Genomic DNA, 15,747 nt, shown 5'->3' with positions numbered 1-15,747 from the left:
ATTAATATTTTTAGCTTCCTTAAGTATTTATTGAAAAAGGAAATTTTATGAACTTAAAAAATAAGAAAAAATGAATTCTTTTACCTTTAGGCGCAGGAGTTGCGGCTCCACTTGCTTTACTTACAACAGTAAGTGCAACAACTGAAAATGTAACAACTACAAATACAAATCCTGAAATTAATGCTCCTGAAGGAAGATTAAAATTCAATAATGCAAAGAATGAAGCAGTTAAATCACTTAACGACTTATCATTCTTATCAGATGAACCATATCCATATGATTCAGAAAAATTCAAAGCTTCTGAAGCTATTAAATCTGCTAAATCAATTGAAGAACTACAAAAAGCTATTGAAGATGCTAAAGCTTTAAACAAAGCTAACTACGATGCTCAAGTAGCTGAGTTAGAAAGCTTAACAAACCAATACTTAGCAAGTACATATGGAACTGAAAAAGCAAATGTTTTAAGAAAACAAATTGAAAATAAAATTGCTATGTTCAATTCAAAATCATACAAAGAAGAATCTGGAGAAAAAGCAGTTGCTAAAGCTCAAAACTTACTTGACTTAGTTGACTACTTAACATCAAAAGTTTCAGAATACAAATTTAATAAAACAGCTAAACAATTAGATTTAGCTAACTTAAATGAGTTTAAAAAATTATTAACAACATACGATTACTTCAACATTCAACTTAAAGACAGAAGCGACATAAAATCAGATGATGTTAAAAATATGAAACAATTAGCTCTTGATGTTTCAAAAATCAAAGATCTTAATGTTTTAGTAACTGCTGTTAAAAAATCATTAGTTAACAGAGTTCCACGCTTAGTATGACCATATGTTGTTGCTGGTTCATTAATTGCCTTCTTAAGTGGTATTTTCATTGCGACTGCTGCTAGAAGAAAAAACAAAAACAAATAATGATTTAATTTAAAGAAAATTCAGTATCACTAACATGGTACTGTTTTTTTATACTCTAATGTGTAAAATTATGCAAAAATTGTAAAAAAATAAAAAAACAGTTAAACTGATTAATTTAACTGTTTATATGATTTCTAAGCTAATTAGTTTTTCTTTGCTAATTTAGCTTTGATGTGATTGTTAGGGTTAAATTTGACAAATTTATAAAGTTTGTAGAATTCAAATGAAATTGTAAGCACAAATCCAAGCAATAATGGAATTAATCAGTAAACAACTGAGTATGATGCTTTTAAATCAATTAATTTTGCATCATTTACAAACTCAACAATATCAACATTTCTAAACACTGAAGCAAGTCCAGGAATGAATGCTGAAGCAACAACACAGATAAAGCTAAATGCTGAAGCTAAGTAAACTAAGTAGTATTTTTTAATGTTTGTTACAAAAATGCTTTTTGAAGACATTAAGTTAAGTGAGTTAATACTTGAACCAATACCTAATGTAATGAATGTAGCAGAAGATGTAAGTTTTACAAATCATTCACCTTTAATACCTTGTGATTGAGCATATAACCCAACAAATAAGTATGAAAGTAATGATACAAGTCCTAAGATTGAACTTTGGATAATTAAACTAATACCCATTCCATTTGCGAAGATACTATCATTTTTATTAAATGGTTTACGTTTCATAACATCTTCTTCATTTGGTACCATTCCAAGTGCAATAGCAGGAAGTCCGTGTGTAAGAAGGTTAATTCATAATAATTGTGCAGCTGTAAGAACAATAAATTCAGCTGTATTGATTGCATCTTTAAAGATAAATCTAAAGATGAATAAACCAAATAACATAACAATAATTTCTGTTAATGAAGAAATAAGTAAGTTTAAGATAACTGTTTTAATTCTGTCGAATGTTTCTCTACCACTTTTTACAGCGTGCACAATGGTGTTAAAGTTGTCATCAGTTAAAATAACATCAGCAGCTTGTTTAGAAACATCTGTTCCTGTAATTCCCATTGCACAACCAACGTCGGCCGCTTTAAGAGCAGGAGCATCATTAACACCGTCTCCTGTCATAGCAACAACTTGATTGTGTGCTTGTCAAGCTTTAACAATACGTAATTTGTCAGATGGATTTACACGAGCATATACAGAAATGTTTTTAACTTGTTCTAATAATTGTTCATCACTCATTTCTGCTAATTGTTTTCCATCAATTGCAATATCTCCATCTTTGAAAATTGATAAGCTTTTTGCAATTGAAATAGCAGTTGTTAAGTGATCACCTGTAATCATAACTGTTTTAATTCCAGCTGCAGTAGCTTCTTCGATTGAAGCTTTAACTGAAGCTCTAGGTGGATCAATCATTCCGATTAATCCTAAGAATACTAAATCATTTTCATCTTCAACACTAATTGAAGTTGTATCAGGTTTCATTTTTTTGTATCCAACAGCAATAACTCTGATTGAATCGTTTGATCATTGTTCATTGATGTGTGAATATTCATCAGCTTTGTTTTTTGATTTAGCAAAGATTACATCAGGAGCACCTTTTGTAATCATTACTCTACCACCTTCAGGTGTTTCGATTAATACTGACATTGTTTTTCTGTCACTATCAAATGGAAGTGAAGAAATCTTTTTGTATCTATAATAGAAACCATCTTTTGAATTGTTATTTTCAATTCCAAATCTTAAGATAGCTGTTTCAGTAGGGTCTCCAACTTCGTTGTAACCATTTTCAAGTTTTGTAACTTCTGCATCACAACAAGCAACAAATGATGCTAATGTTTGTGATTTAGCTAGGTTTTTATTATTTGGATCAGCTGCTTCAAAGAATTTAACAACTGTCATTTTGTTTTCAGTTAATGTTCCTGTTTTATCTGAACAAATAATTGATGTAGAACCTAATGTTTCAACAACAGGGAATGCTTTGATAATTGCATTTTGTTTTGTCATTCTTGAAACACCGATTGCTAAAAGAACTGTTGTGAAAGTGATTAATCCTTCAGGAATTGCAGCTACTGCAAGTGAAATACCAATGACAACAGCGTTTGAGTACACTTGAGGTTCATTTCAATTGTTTGAAATTGTGTTTGTTAAAACAATTTGTAAGATTGTTGTTAAGAACAATAATACAACTCCAGCAATTCCGAAGATTTTACTTAATTTGTTTAATTTAATTTGTAATGGTGAAAGTTGAACTTCTTGTTCTTGGATAGATGAGTTAATCTTTCCGATTTCTGTGTTAGCCCCAATTGCTTTTACAAGTGCAATTGCTCTACCATTTACAACGTATGTACTTGAGTAAATTTGATTGTATCTGTCACCTAATGGTAAAGATTCAATTTTTTCAATAGATCCGACTTTTTTATCTACAGCAAGTGATTCACCAGTTAATGATGATTCAACCACACTAAGTGAGTAAGATTCAACTAATTCAGCATCAGCAGATATGTAATCTCCAGCTTCAACTACAATTAAATCACCAATTGTAACTTGTGATGATGGAATAATAACTGTTTTTCCATCTCTTATAACTTTAGCCATAAGCTCATTAGATTTAGCTAATGCAGCTACAGCTTGATCACTCTTGATTTCCTGATAAGTTCCAAGCATAGAGTTAAGTGCCACAACTACTAAAATGATGAATGGTTCAATATATGCAATAACGATTTCACTAGTTGTTTTTAATCTACCATCAACGTGTTCTCAAATAGTAACACCAAAACTAAATGCAGCAGCAATTAAAAGAATGATGATCATAAAATCTTTAAATTGATTTAAGAAAATTAAAAAGATATTCTTTTTCTTTTTAGTTTCAATTGTGTTTAAACCAAATTGTTGATTTCTTTTAAGTGCTTCCTCAGAACTTAAACCAAGTTTTAAATCAGTTTGTGTTAAGTTTTCCATTTTTTCTCCTTTCTTATTTAATTTAACTTATAAATAAGTTAAATAATTATACCTTTTGTTTCCTATTTGCTAAATTTAATATTTTGAAGCTACAAAATACAAAAATCACTAGCACATAGACTTAAAAGTCTTTAACTAGTGGTCAATTATTAAAGGTATTTTCCTGCTTTATTTAGATTTCGATAATCCTGATAAATCTAAATTTAAAGCAATTTATTCTTATTCTTCGTTCTTGAAGTTATTAAATAAATTATCTACATCTAATGGTGACATCGAAAATTCTTCATCGTCTTCATATGAATCATAGTCATATGTTGAATATGGTTCATCGAATCTATTTATTAAATAGGCTCCATCATCATTAAAAATAGAGTATCTAATATTATTAGAATGTAAGTAGTTTTCTAATGTAGTTTTTAAAATACCAGTACCTTTACCTGTGATGAACATAATTTGGTCAACTTTACCAGTTTTATAATCAAACAAATTGTTTGTAATTACAATTAGAGCTTCTTCAGCTAATAAACCGTGTAAATCAACTACTCTCATACTCTAATTTTAATTCCTGCGTTTTTCATTATGTCTAGAGCAAAGTTGTGGAATTTATCTCCATTATGTTCAGGAGCATCATATGTATCAGTTGCATTTGAATAAACTAAGACTTTTTTATCTGAATTTATTTTGTTCAAGTAAATTTTTAAACTTAAAGCAAGTTGCATAACACAAATATCTGTGCAGCAACCTACGAGCACAAATTCATCATATTGATCTCATAATTTCATTGGAATATCGTAAAACCCATTTGTAGTATTTTTATAATAAACTTTTTGAACATATTCTTGTAATTCATGAACTATTTGTGATTCTTTATCATTAGCTAAACAGTGAATTGGATAAGTTTTCATTTCCGAATCATCTTCAGAGTGATGGTCGCATATGAAAATATTATGCTCATAGTTTTGCAACATATCTTCTATAGTAGGAATAATGTTATTTATTCTGCTTGAAGATAATTTTCCTTCTTTAGCAAAACCGTTAAGCATATCTATTACTATTAATAAACTTTTTTTATTCATCTTATTGTTCTTTTTGACAAACAGGACAGAATGATGTTCCTCTCCCATTTGGTTTAAAGTCTAATTTAACTTTTTGAACAATTCCTTCTTTACATACTAAGCAACGTTTATTAGCTCTACTATAAACTCTTAAATAGTTTTGATAATGTCCAACTACACCATTAACTGACGCATAAGTGTGAACTGTGCTGCCACCTGCTTTGATACTGTCGTCCATAATGATTTGTGCATTTTTTAAAAGTTCTTTAAGTTGTCCTTTAGTTACTTTGTTGCATTTAGTCATTGGGTAAATTTTAGTTGCAAATAAAGATTCGTCTGCATAAATGTTACCAATACCTAAAACAAGTTGTTGATCTAATAATGCAGCTTTAATTGAAATGTTTTTTCTTTGTAATTTCTCATATAAAGCATCAACATCTACATCTTTAGGTAACTTAGCTAACTTTTTAATTTCATAAACACTTCTTTTATCAGAGTTTGCAAAGTATTCAATCGATCCGAACATTCTTGGATCAACAAAAACGAAACATAAGTTGTCAGATAAATAAAATTCAACAATTATATGATTTACCATTTTCTTTAAATCAGCTAAATGTTGTTGTTCAACAACATAAAACATACCTGACATTCTTAAATGGATAACCATTTTAGAATTGTCATCTAAATAAATTGTGATGAATTTACCATAGTTTTGAATTTGGATAATTTTCTTATCAGTAACTGATTTTACAAACTCATCTAAAGGTACATTTTTAATAATTTTAGAAACATTAATTTGTACATTTTTGATAGTTTTGTTTAATATTTTTTTATTTAATTGTTCTGTGATTATAGTCACTTCAGGATATTCCGGCATTTTTACCTCCATTTTTTAGGGTTAAAAGTTTTTTAAATAAATTTACAAAAAATTTAATTTAGTATATATATTTTACTCTATAAGAGTAAAATTAAAATATGGAAAGATCAAAATATAAAGATATTTTCCTAGTATCTACAGATACTGTACCTGGACTTGGTGGTTTTGTTTCTCCTGAAACATTAGAAGAACTTTATGAACTTAAACAAAGACCTTTAGATAAAAAGATGGTAATTGTTGTAGGTTCATTAGAACAAGCTCAAGGATTTGCGCAATGAAATGAAGAAGCAAATGCATTTGCTATTCATAAATGACCTGGAGCAAATACAATTATTGTAAACGATCAAGGTTTCAGAATGCCAGCTTGCAAAGCATTTCAAGAGTTCTTAATCAAAAATGGTCCAATGTATTTAACAAGTGCTAATTTATCAGGACAACCAGCTTCGAAAACTTTAGAAGAAGCTAAAGCACAATTCCCAATGATCCAAAATGTTATTGACTTCTGCGAAGGAACAGGAACGCCAAGTACAATTTATAATTTAGATACTAGAGAAACTATCAGACGTTAAAATGTCTATAAAAAACTCAAAAATAAAACTTTTGTCAAAGTTTTGTTTTTGGTTTGCTTTTTATAATAACTGCTTCCGTTAAATAAAATTTATATATGAAATTATTTTGTGCATATTTTAGTTAGTCTGCTTGACTAACTTTTTTATTTTCCTTATTAATAATATATTATTAATAATTCTTTTAACTTTTTGTTTTAAGTGTTAAAATATTTTTGACTAAAAATAGTCCACATCATACTTAATATTTTGATGTTTTTAAATTATTAAATTTAGGAGGAAATTATGACACCACACATTCATGCTAAAAAAGGTGAAATAGCTAAAACAGTTATTATGCCAGGTGACCCATTAAGAGCAAAATTTATTGCTGAAACATACTTAGATGAAGGGTTCAAATTAGTTAATACAGTTAGAAATATGTTTATGTACACAGGTACATACAAAGGAAGACCAATCACTGTAGCAGCTAGTGGAATGGGATGTCCTTCAATCGGGATTTACTCATATGAATTATTCAAATTTTATGATGTAGATAGAATTATTAGAATTGGTTCAGCTGGATCATACAAAGCTGACTTAGGACTTTACGAAGTTGTTTTAGCATCAGAAGCTTTTGCTGACGCTGATGCATTTAGAAGAATTGCTTTAGGAAAAGAAGGAAACATTTCATTACCTTCAGCAAAATTAAACGAAGAAATTAAAGCTATTGCTGCTTCACAAGGAACAAAAATTACTGAAGGAAGAGTACATTCATCAGATATATTCTACTCAGTTGTTCCACTTGAACAAAGAATTGAAGAAACACAATCAGTTTGTGTTGAAATGGAATCATTTGCATTATTCACAAATGCTGAAGCTACAGGAAAAGAAGCTGCTTGTTTATTAACAATTTCAGATAACTTAATTACACACGAAGAAACATCAGCTGAAGAACGTCAAACAGCATTTACAAAAATGATGGAGATTGCTTTAGAATTAGCAAAATAATATGCGTGTAGTAGATATTATTGAGAAAAAACGTTTAAATCACGAACTAACAAATGAAGAAATTGAATTTTTAATTAATTCATACGTTAGAGGTGAAGCGCCAGATTATCAAATGAGTGCATTCTTAATGGCAGTTATGTTCAATGGAATGAACTCAAGAGAAATTGCAACAATGACAAAATATATGATGCATTCTGGTGAAGTTATGAACTTATCAGCTATTCCTGGTATTAAAGTTGACAAACACTCAACAGGTGGAATTGGAGATAAAACAACTTTAGCAGTAGGACCAATCGTTGCTGCTTTAGGAGCTCCAGTTGCTAAAATGAGTGGTAGAGGACTTGGACACACAGGTGGAACTATCGATAAATTAGAAACAATTCCAGGTTTCACAGTTGAATTATCAGAAAAAGAATTTATTGAACAAGTTAAAGAACACGGTATTGCAGTTATTGGACAATCTGCATCACTTGTTCCAGCTGACAAAAAATTATATGCATTAAGAGATGTTACAGCAACAGTTGAATCTATTCCACTTATTGCTTCATCTATTATGTCTAAAAAATTAGCAACAGGTTCAAACGCTATCTTACTTGATGTTAAATGTGGAAATGGTGCTTTTATGAAAAATGAAAAAAGCGCTATTGCATTAGCTGAAACAATGATTAGCATTGGTAAAGAACTTAATGTAGACACAAGAGCTGAAATTACAAATATGTCAAGACCAATTGGTTGTGAAATCGGTAACAAAAACGAGGTTCTTGAAGCTATTAGAACTCTTGAAGGAAAAGGACCTGAAGATTTCAATGAATTAGTTTACTCATCTTGTGCAACAATTTTAGAACAAGCTAAAATTGCTAAATCACACGATGAAGCACTTAAAATGGTTGATGAAGTTATTAAAAACGGAAAAGCTCTTGAAAAATTCTATGAATTTGTAAGAGTACAACATGGTGATGTAGAAGCTCTTAAATCACCTACATTCTGAAATCCTAAATACAAATTAGAAGTTATTTCAGAAGACGAAGGATACTTAGAAATCTTTGACGCTTTAACATTTGGTATTGTTTCAATGAAATTAGGTGCTGGAAGAAAAACAAAAGAAGACAGCATTGACAATGAAGCTGGAATTACATTGAACAAGAAAACAAATGAAGAAGTTAAAAAAGGTGATGTATTATTCACATTATATTCATCAAACCCAATCGATGTTGAATTAGTTAACGAACTTAAACAAGGATACAAATTCAATAAAGAAAAAGTTGAAAACAAAATTATTATTGCTAAATTACAATAATTACATTAAACACTTAATTTAAATAGTTAAATTTAAACAAAGGATAAAATGAATTACAACAAATTAATCGATCATACTTTATTAAAAGCTGAAGCGCAAAAAAAAGACATTGATAAATTAATCGACGAAGCTATTAAATATGACTTTGCTACAGTTTGTGTTAACTCAGGATGAGCAAAATACGCAGCTGAAAGATTAGCAGGAACAGGAATTGGTGTTACTGTAGTTGTTGGTTTCCCTTTAGGGGCTAACATTACAGCAGTTAAAGCACACGAAGCTAAATTAGCTATCGAACACGGTGCTACAGAAATTGATATGGTTATGGCTATCGGACGTTTCAAACAAGGGGACTACGAATACGTTCTTAACGACATTAAAAAAGTTAAAGAAGCTTGTGGAGATAAAGTTCTTAAAGTTATCATCGAAACAGCTTTATTATCAGAAGAAGAAATCAGAAAAGCAACTGAAATCGTTATGAAATCAGGTGCTGAATTCATCAAAACTTCAACAGGAACAAGCTTCCGTGGTGCATCATTGGAAGATGTTAAAATTATGAAAAGCGTTTGTGGAGACAAATTACTTATCAAAGCAGCTGGAGGAATTGCAAACATTGATGATTTAATCGCAATGTACGAAGCTGGAGCTACAAGATTTGGAACAAGTCGTTCAATCGCTATTGTTGAAGGAAAAACTTCTAAAGAAGGATACTAATCCTTTAATAATTATTAGATCACTATCATAAGATGGTGATTTTTTAATGCACTTTATTCAATTTAAGTTCAAATTTGACTAAATTTACTAAATAAATGAGGTACAAAATGAAAAATAAAGAAAAACTTATAGATTTATTTGAAGTTCACGAAATCAGTGATGATTTATTCGACTTCTTATTTAAAAAATCGAAAATGACTGATAAATTAATTATGCCAATCTTACAAGTGGGTAATGAATACTTATTTTGTGAAGTTAAACACAAGAAATTCAAATTAGACACTGATATGGGTCTGCTTTTATATACTGCAGATGGTTTGACTGATTATGAACTTAATGTAAACACAATATTTAAAATTAAAGAAGATATCTTATTTAAGAATTCATACAACATTAATCACGAAGTACTACATAAGAAAATTAGTGAGTTTAATGAATTAGAAATTCTACAAATCATTCACGATAAGGTTATGGATAATCTAAGAAATGTAAAAGTAATTCAAATCAATCGATTAAATAATCAAATTTAGTCAAGTTAAACACAAAAAATTAAAATTAGATTAAAAAACATCTTAACAACTACGTTAAGATGTCTTTGGTTATGTAATTATATTCATTTAAGTGCAATAGCTGTAATTAAGACAGCTACTAATGCAATTAATAGAACTAAAGAGAAAATAGCTAGTATATATGCTAGCCTATTTTTCTTATATCTTTTAACAGATGTTTCATCTTTAACATTCTCTTCGATTACTAAATCAACTAATTGAGTATATTTTTTCTCTGATTTGATTGTTGAGTAACCTGGTTTTTTAGCATTTTTCTTTTGTCTAGGCATCGTAACCTTCTTTTGGAGTTATCATAATAGCAAAAGCTTCAGGACCTGTGTGAACTGAAATAACACTTGAAGTAAGTTGTTCATTAACAAGTTTAATCGAGTGTTTTTGCGCTTGTTCTTGAACTAATTTATTAACTTTTTCATCTATACCATGCATTCATGTAAAAACGTAATCTTCTGGCTTATCAACTGCTTCCATTACTTTTTCAAATAGTTTTTTAATAGCGCCTGATGAAGTTAATTTGAATGAAACAAATGAAACTGCGTCATTTTTATCATATGAAAGGACAGGGTAAATACTTACTTTTGAAGCGATAAACTTTTTAACTGATGATAATCTTCCACCTGAAATTAAATATTTTAAGTTCATAGGGAGTAAGAATGTGTGTGATTTTTGATTTAGTTTAGCAAGATGATTGATAATAGATTGAACTTCTAAGCCTTGCTCACTTAGTTTTTTAGCATATTTAGCTGCATATAATAATTGAACACCTGCAAAGTGATTATCAACTACGTGAATGTTTTTATATTCATTAGACATAGCTGCAACATGATTTGGTGTAGAAGATAATTTAGATGAGATACCTAAATAAATAACTTCTTGGTTTTCCTCAGCAGCTTTTTTAACTGTGCTTTGAAGGATGTCTAATTTTGGTGATGAAGATTTAATATCAGTTGCATTAGCAAGCTGCTCTAAAACTTCAACGGGGTCAACTATACCATCTTGATAAACTTTTTTATCAATTTCTATCTGTAATGGTAAATAATAAAATCCGTGAGCTTCTGCTTCGGTTTTTGAGATTCCTGAAAAGGAATCAATAATAATACCTATTTTTTCCATAAAGTAAATTATATAGCAATTTATTTTAAAAAAAGTCTTATATATACATAATATGTATATATAAAAATATATGAATTTTTAGTAATAATTTAGTTTTATTTTTTGACTAAAATGCCTTGTACACTATGCTAAAAGTATTTTTACACGTGTATATGTATATTATATGTATATATAATATAAAAAATATTTAATAATAATTATATTTACAATATAATTATTACTATGACTAAACAAATGACAAAGATTATTTTTCTAACTATTATTACGTTAGGTTTCATATGAATTAAATGAAACAAAGAAAAGAAAGCTAAGAATACTATTTACCAAAGTAACAAGCTTCCATTCAAAGTTGAACAATTAGTTAGTGCTCTAGGTACTAAAGAAAATATTGATAACTTTGAAGTTAAAATAAGTAGACTAGTTGTAACAGTTAAATCAAACAACAAAGTCGATACAGAAGCTTTAAAAGAATTAAAAGGTGTAAGTGGAATTTTATTATCTAGTTCTAAAGTATCTATAACACTTGGTGAGTATGCTAACGAAACATTAAGACAATTAGAACAACAAGTAAAATAATGAGGTTACAAAATGAGTAAAGAACAAAACAAATATAAGATTATTCTAGATAACTTATTAGATATTTCGCAGACTGACTCTTCTATATTTACTAAAATACAAAATAAATATTTTTATGACTTGTATTCGCTTATAGGAGATAAAAACTGAGATACGTTTTATAACAATGAAACATTTCAAATAAGTGCGCTAGACAATAATGTAATTACTTTGATTGAGAAGATTTCTAATATATCAGGACCTGATAACTTGGTCTTATATTTAGAAAGCAAACTTGATGTATTGCATCATTTAAAAATTAAAGTTAATTTAGAAAACGTACAACAAGATTGAGAATACTACAAGAACAAGATTTTAAATGACTTACAGTTAATGTTACAAAAGTCAATCACACAATGAAAATTGTTAGATGACAAAGTAACTAACATTCTTGATGAAACAAATATTTGACCTTTATATATAGGTTTCCTATTTATTTCACTTAAGAAAGATGACAAATTCATTTATGCTCCTTTATTCTTAAAACAAGCTTCAATAGATTTTGTAAATGGTAAACCAATTATTAAATCAGATGGAGATATTAAAGTTAATGAAAAACTTGTATTCTTCTTAAACAATAATGATTTCAAGATTTCTATTGACGCAGAATTTAAAGACTACAAGATTTCTACTTTAATTAATAAGTTACAAGAAGATTGAAACGATTTATTTGATTTACCAGTTTCACTTAAAAATCCTTTTGAAAAAATCTCAAATCCTGAGGAAGAAATTACTAATGAAAACATTAAATTCCATCCAGGTGCTGTTTTAGGAATTTACCAACCTTGAGGTGGGTACGCTAGAAACAGAATGAAAGAGATTGCTCAAAAAGATGAAATTGATAACATCATCAAAGTTGAATTTAATAAAAACATTTATAAAGCTACAGTTGAGCATAACACATATAGAGATAACACAGGATTAATCAAGATAACAGATTCAAACTTATCTCAAGATAAGGCTATCGTTAGTTCAATGCTTCAAAACACTGTTATTTGAGGTCCACCTGGTACAGGTAAATCTCAAACAATAGTTAATATATTAGCTAACATCTTAGTAAGAAAGAAAACAGCAATTGTTGCTTCACAAAAGAGAGCTGCACTTGAAGTTATTAAAAATAGATTGGATGATTTATCTGAATTCTGTTTATTTATATTAAATACAAAGAATACAAACAGAAAATCATTCTATGAACCTATTAAAAAATATTTAGATACGCTTGAGAACTTTAGTGGAACAAATGGATTCCATCCTTTGAATGTTATTTCAGAAAGTGAAATTAACTTTATAGATGCTGCTTCTGAATATCTAAATGATTCACTTGCAAAAGATGTTTTATTAACTTACTACTACTTTGCATCACAAAAGCAAGATTTCGATCATTTAACAGACATCGAGTTTCTATTATCGCTTCCAAAAGATGTTAAATATCCGACTGAACCAACAAACCATCAAACAGCTAAAGAATTACTTAAATTAAGTAAATATAAATATTTACCTTTTGTAAAAGAATATAGAAGACTAAAAGAATTAGGTAACTTAATTGATGAAAAATTACCTACATTCAATGGTTCATTAAATGATTTAATGAAATTTGTAAACACAATTGGATTTGAGCACATTAATTCAGAACACAGTCCATTTAAAAAACTTAATAATTTAATTACAGCTTACAAAAACATTCAACCTAGACCACAAAGAATGAGTATAGAAGAAGTCAGAGACTTTGTAGCTCACTTAATAGTGGCTAGAATTAATAAATTTGACGAAAAACTTAAAAAAGAATATAGAGAATTTGCTCAATCAGTAAGAATTCAAAACTTAGAACCTTACAGATTTGTTAAAAAATTCACTGGAATGATTAAACAATTATTCCCAATTGTAGTTGCTACACCTAACACAGATTTATCAGGTTGATCTAAAGAAGAATTTGATTATGCGATCCTTGACGAATCAAGTCAGATTTTCATTGAAAATGCCATTCCAATTCTTTATTTAGCAAAATTCAAAATCTTTGCTGGTGACACAGAGCAAATGAAGCCGACTTCTTGATTCGTGCAACGTATTACAGATGATTCGATTTTCGGTAAAGTTGAATCAGTTCTAGATTATGCACTTTCATTAGGAGTTCATAATGTTATGCTTGATAAGAATTACCGTTCAAATCACGCTGAACTTATGGGGTTCTCGTCAAAAACTTTCTACCAAAGTAAACTTAACGTTTTAGATGCCGCTAATGCTTGAAATAACGAACCGATTGAAGTTTACCAAGTAGATGGTTCTTGAGACCAAAATAAAAACATTGTTGAAGCTAAATTAGCTATAGACAAAGTAATAGATAATATAGATAAATATAAGAAAATAATTCTTTTATCATTTAACGTTAAACAAAGTAATTACATAACAGAATTGATTTACAATCAATATCCATTACTTGAAAAAGCAATTCACAGCAAGAAACTTTTAATCAGAAACATTGAAAACATCCAAGGGGATGAAGCTGACTTAGTTATTGCAACAATTGCTTACGATAAGAACACAAAATTATCATCTACATATGTTTCACGTCCAGGTGGTAAAAATGCTCTTAACGTTGCGATTTCACGTGCTAAAGAAAAAATGATTATCATTAAGACAATCAAATCTGAAGATATCATTTTAACACCTGAAATATCTGACGATATTAGAGTATTCAAATCTTGACTTCAATTCTTAGAAAAAGAATCAGAACAAAGAAGAATTGAAATCAAAGAATCATTTGATCAAAACCATTATTCAATTTCAAATACTAAACTCAAGGACGACTGATTTAAAAACTTAGTATTTAATAGAATTAAAAGTGCAATTGCATATGATCCAAACTTTGAAGTGTTCAAAGATTACATAGTTGGTTCATTAGATATAGACATTGTGGTTACATACAACAAAATACCATTCAAATGTATTTCATTTGACACAATGTACTATGCAAATTCAAAAGAAAACTTCGTGTCTTTATATGATGCAGTTAAATTCTTAAAATCTAAATCATATGATGTGGAAGTTGTTACACCTATTAACTGAATTTGAATTCAAAATCAAATCGATAGTTGATTTACACCTGAAAAAACAAAAGAGTTTAAATCAACTTCAAAAGGTCAAGTAACAAATACTTACACAATTAACAAAACTGCAGAACACGAAGTTGCTAAAGAACCACAAGTACAAAATCAAATTTTAACTGCACAAATCACAGTTGAACCAATTGCTGAAGAAGTGGATGAAGTTGATTTAAATATTAATGATGAACAAATAATCGAAGCTGAAGAACAACCTGCAGAGCAAGTTGTAATTCTCTCAGAAGAAAAAGTTGAACCTATAACAGAGACTGTTGTGGAGAAAAAAATCTTTAACTTTGATTCATCTGATGAAGATGAAGAAGAAGTTATGAAGAGCAAAACTTCAGGAAGCATTGAAGAACAAAATGAACCTGAAGAAGTCAAAGACACACTTGAAGAAGAAATTGATTCAGAAGATATATTAGTTGATGAATCAAACTCAGAAAATGATAATAAAATAGAAACTCAAAATGATTCAGATATTTATGAAGAAATTTGAACATTTGGAGACAATAAAGTTTCAAATGATAATATTGAAACTGAACAAATAATAATAGAAGATATACAAAATGAAGAAGTTAATGAAGAACCTGTTGCTGTAGAAGAAACAACAATTAAAGAAGAACAACCAACAGAAGAACCATTCATTAACCAAAACGAAATTGATTCATCATTTGATGACATTTTCCAAATCAAACCAGAAAATATAGAAGAACAAATAACACAAGAATTTGTTGCTGACAGTACTGAAGAACAACAATCTTCTACAGATTCACAAGAATCAAAAGTAGATGACCTAGATTACAGTGATGAAGATGATGATAATTTTGTATTAAATTTTGAATCATTTAACCCAAGAGCTGTTACAAAAGAAGAAAAAATAACACTTGATAAAGTTGAACAAGCTGAAGAAGTGTTAAATAAGAAAAAATCTCATATAATTCATCCAACGATGCAAGATAAAACAGAAGAATGAATTTATGATGGACAATACGATGACTTTTAATAGATAGGAGAACTTATC

Annotated in this window: 14 protein-coding genes; 8 read left to right on the top strand and 6 right to left on the bottom strand. The window is 28.9% G+C overall.

Annotated features, from left to right (window positions below):
- Positions 1 to 47: 47 nt before the first annotated feature.
- Positions 48 to 920, top strand: a complete 873-nt coding sequence (locus VBM86_RS00360) for a hypothetical protein (protein WP_323189475.1) — start codon at positions 48 to 50, stop codon at positions 918 to 920.
- A gap of 143 nt (positions 921 to 1,063) precedes the next feature.
- Here the strand turns inward: VBM86_RS00360 and VBM86_RS00355 are convergent, their stop codons facing one another.
- From VBM86_RS00355 to mutM, 4 genes are all read right to left on the bottom strand, one after another.
- Positions 1,064 to 3,835, bottom strand: coding sequence for a cation-translocating P-type ATPase (locus VBM86_RS00355; protein ID WP_323189474.1), 2,772 nt, complete (start codon positions 3,833 to 3,835; stop codon positions 1,064 to 1,066).
- Positions 3,836 to 4,054: 219 nt separating this feature from the next.
- On the bottom strand, positions 4,055 to 4,384 hold the full coding sequence (locus VBM86_RS00350) for a Smr/MutS family protein (RefSeq protein WP_323189473.1): 330 nt from the start codon (positions 4,382 to 4,384) through the stop codon (positions 4,055 to 4,057).
- On the bottom strand, positions 4,375 to 4,911 hold the full coding sequence (locus VBM86_RS00345; protein ID WP_323189472.1) for an isochorismatase family cysteine hydrolase: 537 nt from the start codon (positions 4,909 to 4,911) through the stop codon (positions 4,375 to 4,377). Before VBM86_RS00345 ends, VBM86_RS00350 begins: the two co-directional genes overlap by 10 nt.
- A 1-nt stretch (position 4,912) precedes the next feature.
- Entirely contained in the window at positions 4,913 to 5,767 is an 855-nt protein-coding gene (gene mutM / locus VBM86_RS00340; RefSeq protein ID WP_323189471.1) for a bifunctional DNA-formamidopyrimidine glycosylase/DNA-(apurinic or apyrimidinic site) lyase, read from the bottom strand.
- 98 nt (positions 5,768 to 5,865) lie between these two features.
- Between mutM and VBM86_RS00335 the strand changes: the two genes are divergently transcribed.
- The 5 genes from VBM86_RS00335 to VBM86_RS00315 all read left to right on the top strand — a co-directional run bounded on the left by VBM86_RS00335 (position 5,866) and on the right by VBM86_RS00315 (position 9,861).
- Positions 5,866 to 6,336 (top strand): L-threonylcarbamoyladenylate synthase, encoded by a 471-nt coding sequence (locus VBM86_RS00335; RefSeq protein WP_323189470.1) that lies wholly within the window; start codon positions 5,866 to 5,868, stop codon positions 6,334 to 6,336.
- 282 nt (positions 6,337 to 6,618) lie between these two features.
- Entirely contained in the window at positions 6,619 to 7,323 is a 705-nt protein-coding gene (deoD, locus tag VBM86_RS00330; protein WP_257088632.1) for a purine-nucleoside phosphorylase, read from the top strand.
- Position 7,324: 1 nt separating this feature from the next.
- Positions 7,325 to 8,620, top strand: coding sequence for a pyrimidine-nucleoside phosphorylase (locus VBM86_RS00325; protein WP_323189469.1), 1,296 nt, complete (start codon positions 7,325 to 7,327; stop codon positions 8,618 to 8,620).
- Positions 8,621 to 8,668: 48 nt separating this feature from the next.
- Positions 8,669 to 9,331: a deoxyribose-phosphate aldolase gene (gene deoC / locus VBM86_RS00320; RefSeq protein WP_257088628.1), complete on the top strand. Its 663-nt coding sequence runs from the start codon at positions 8,669 to 8,671 to the stop codon at positions 9,329 to 9,331.
- Positions 9,332 to 9,438: 107 nt separating this feature from the next.
- Entirely contained in the window at positions 9,439 to 9,861 is a 423-nt protein-coding gene (locus VBM86_RS00315) for a hypothetical protein (RefSeq protein WP_323188505.1), read from the top strand.
- A 77-nt stretch (positions 9,862 to 9,938) separates the two neighbouring features.
- Here VBM86_RS00315 and VBM86_RS00310 read toward each other — a convergent pair whose 3' ends face one another.
- Together VBM86_RS00310 and VBM86_RS00305 are read right to left on the bottom strand one after the other, a co-directional pair.
- Positions 9,939 to 10,169: a hypothetical protein gene (locus VBM86_RS00310; protein WP_257088624.1), complete on the bottom strand. Its 231-nt coding sequence runs from the start codon at positions 10,167 to 10,169 to the stop codon at positions 9,939 to 9,941.
- Positions 10,162 to 11,010 carry a DegV family protein gene (locus VBM86_RS00305; RefSeq protein ID WP_323189468.1) on the bottom strand — a complete coding sequence of 283 codons (849 nt, stop codon included), beginning with the start codon at positions 11,008 to 11,010 and terminating at the stop codon, positions 10,162 to 10,164. The genes VBM86_RS00310 and VBM86_RS00305 overlap by 8 nt, the downstream gene beginning before the upstream one ends.
- A gap of 222 nt (positions 11,011 to 11,232) precedes the next feature.
- Between VBM86_RS00305 and VBM86_RS00300 the strand changes: the two genes are divergently transcribed.
- Together VBM86_RS00300 and VBM86_RS00295 are read left to right on the top strand one after the other, a co-directional pair.
- A complete protein-coding gene (locus VBM86_RS00300) occupies positions 11,233 to 11,586 on the top strand; it encodes a PTS glucose transporter subunit IIB (RefSeq protein WP_323189467.1) in 354 nt (117 codons plus the stop codon).
- A gap of 12 nt (positions 11,587 to 11,598) precedes the next feature.
- Positions 11,599 to 15,729, top strand: a complete 4,131-nt coding sequence (locus VBM86_RS00295) for an AAA domain-containing protein (protein ID WP_323189466.1) — start codon at positions 11,599 to 11,601, stop codon at positions 15,727 to 15,729.
- Positions 15,730 to 15,747: the final 18 nt, after the last annotated feature.

Source organism: Mycoplasma sp. 21DD0573 (genome assembly GCF_034863425.1).
GTDB lineage: Bacteria > Bacillota_I > Bacilli_A > Mycoplasmatales > Metamycoplasmataceae > Mycoplasmopsis.
Note: the sequence above shows the minus strand (reverse complement) of the source record. Positions and strands in the feature narration are given on the sequence as shown.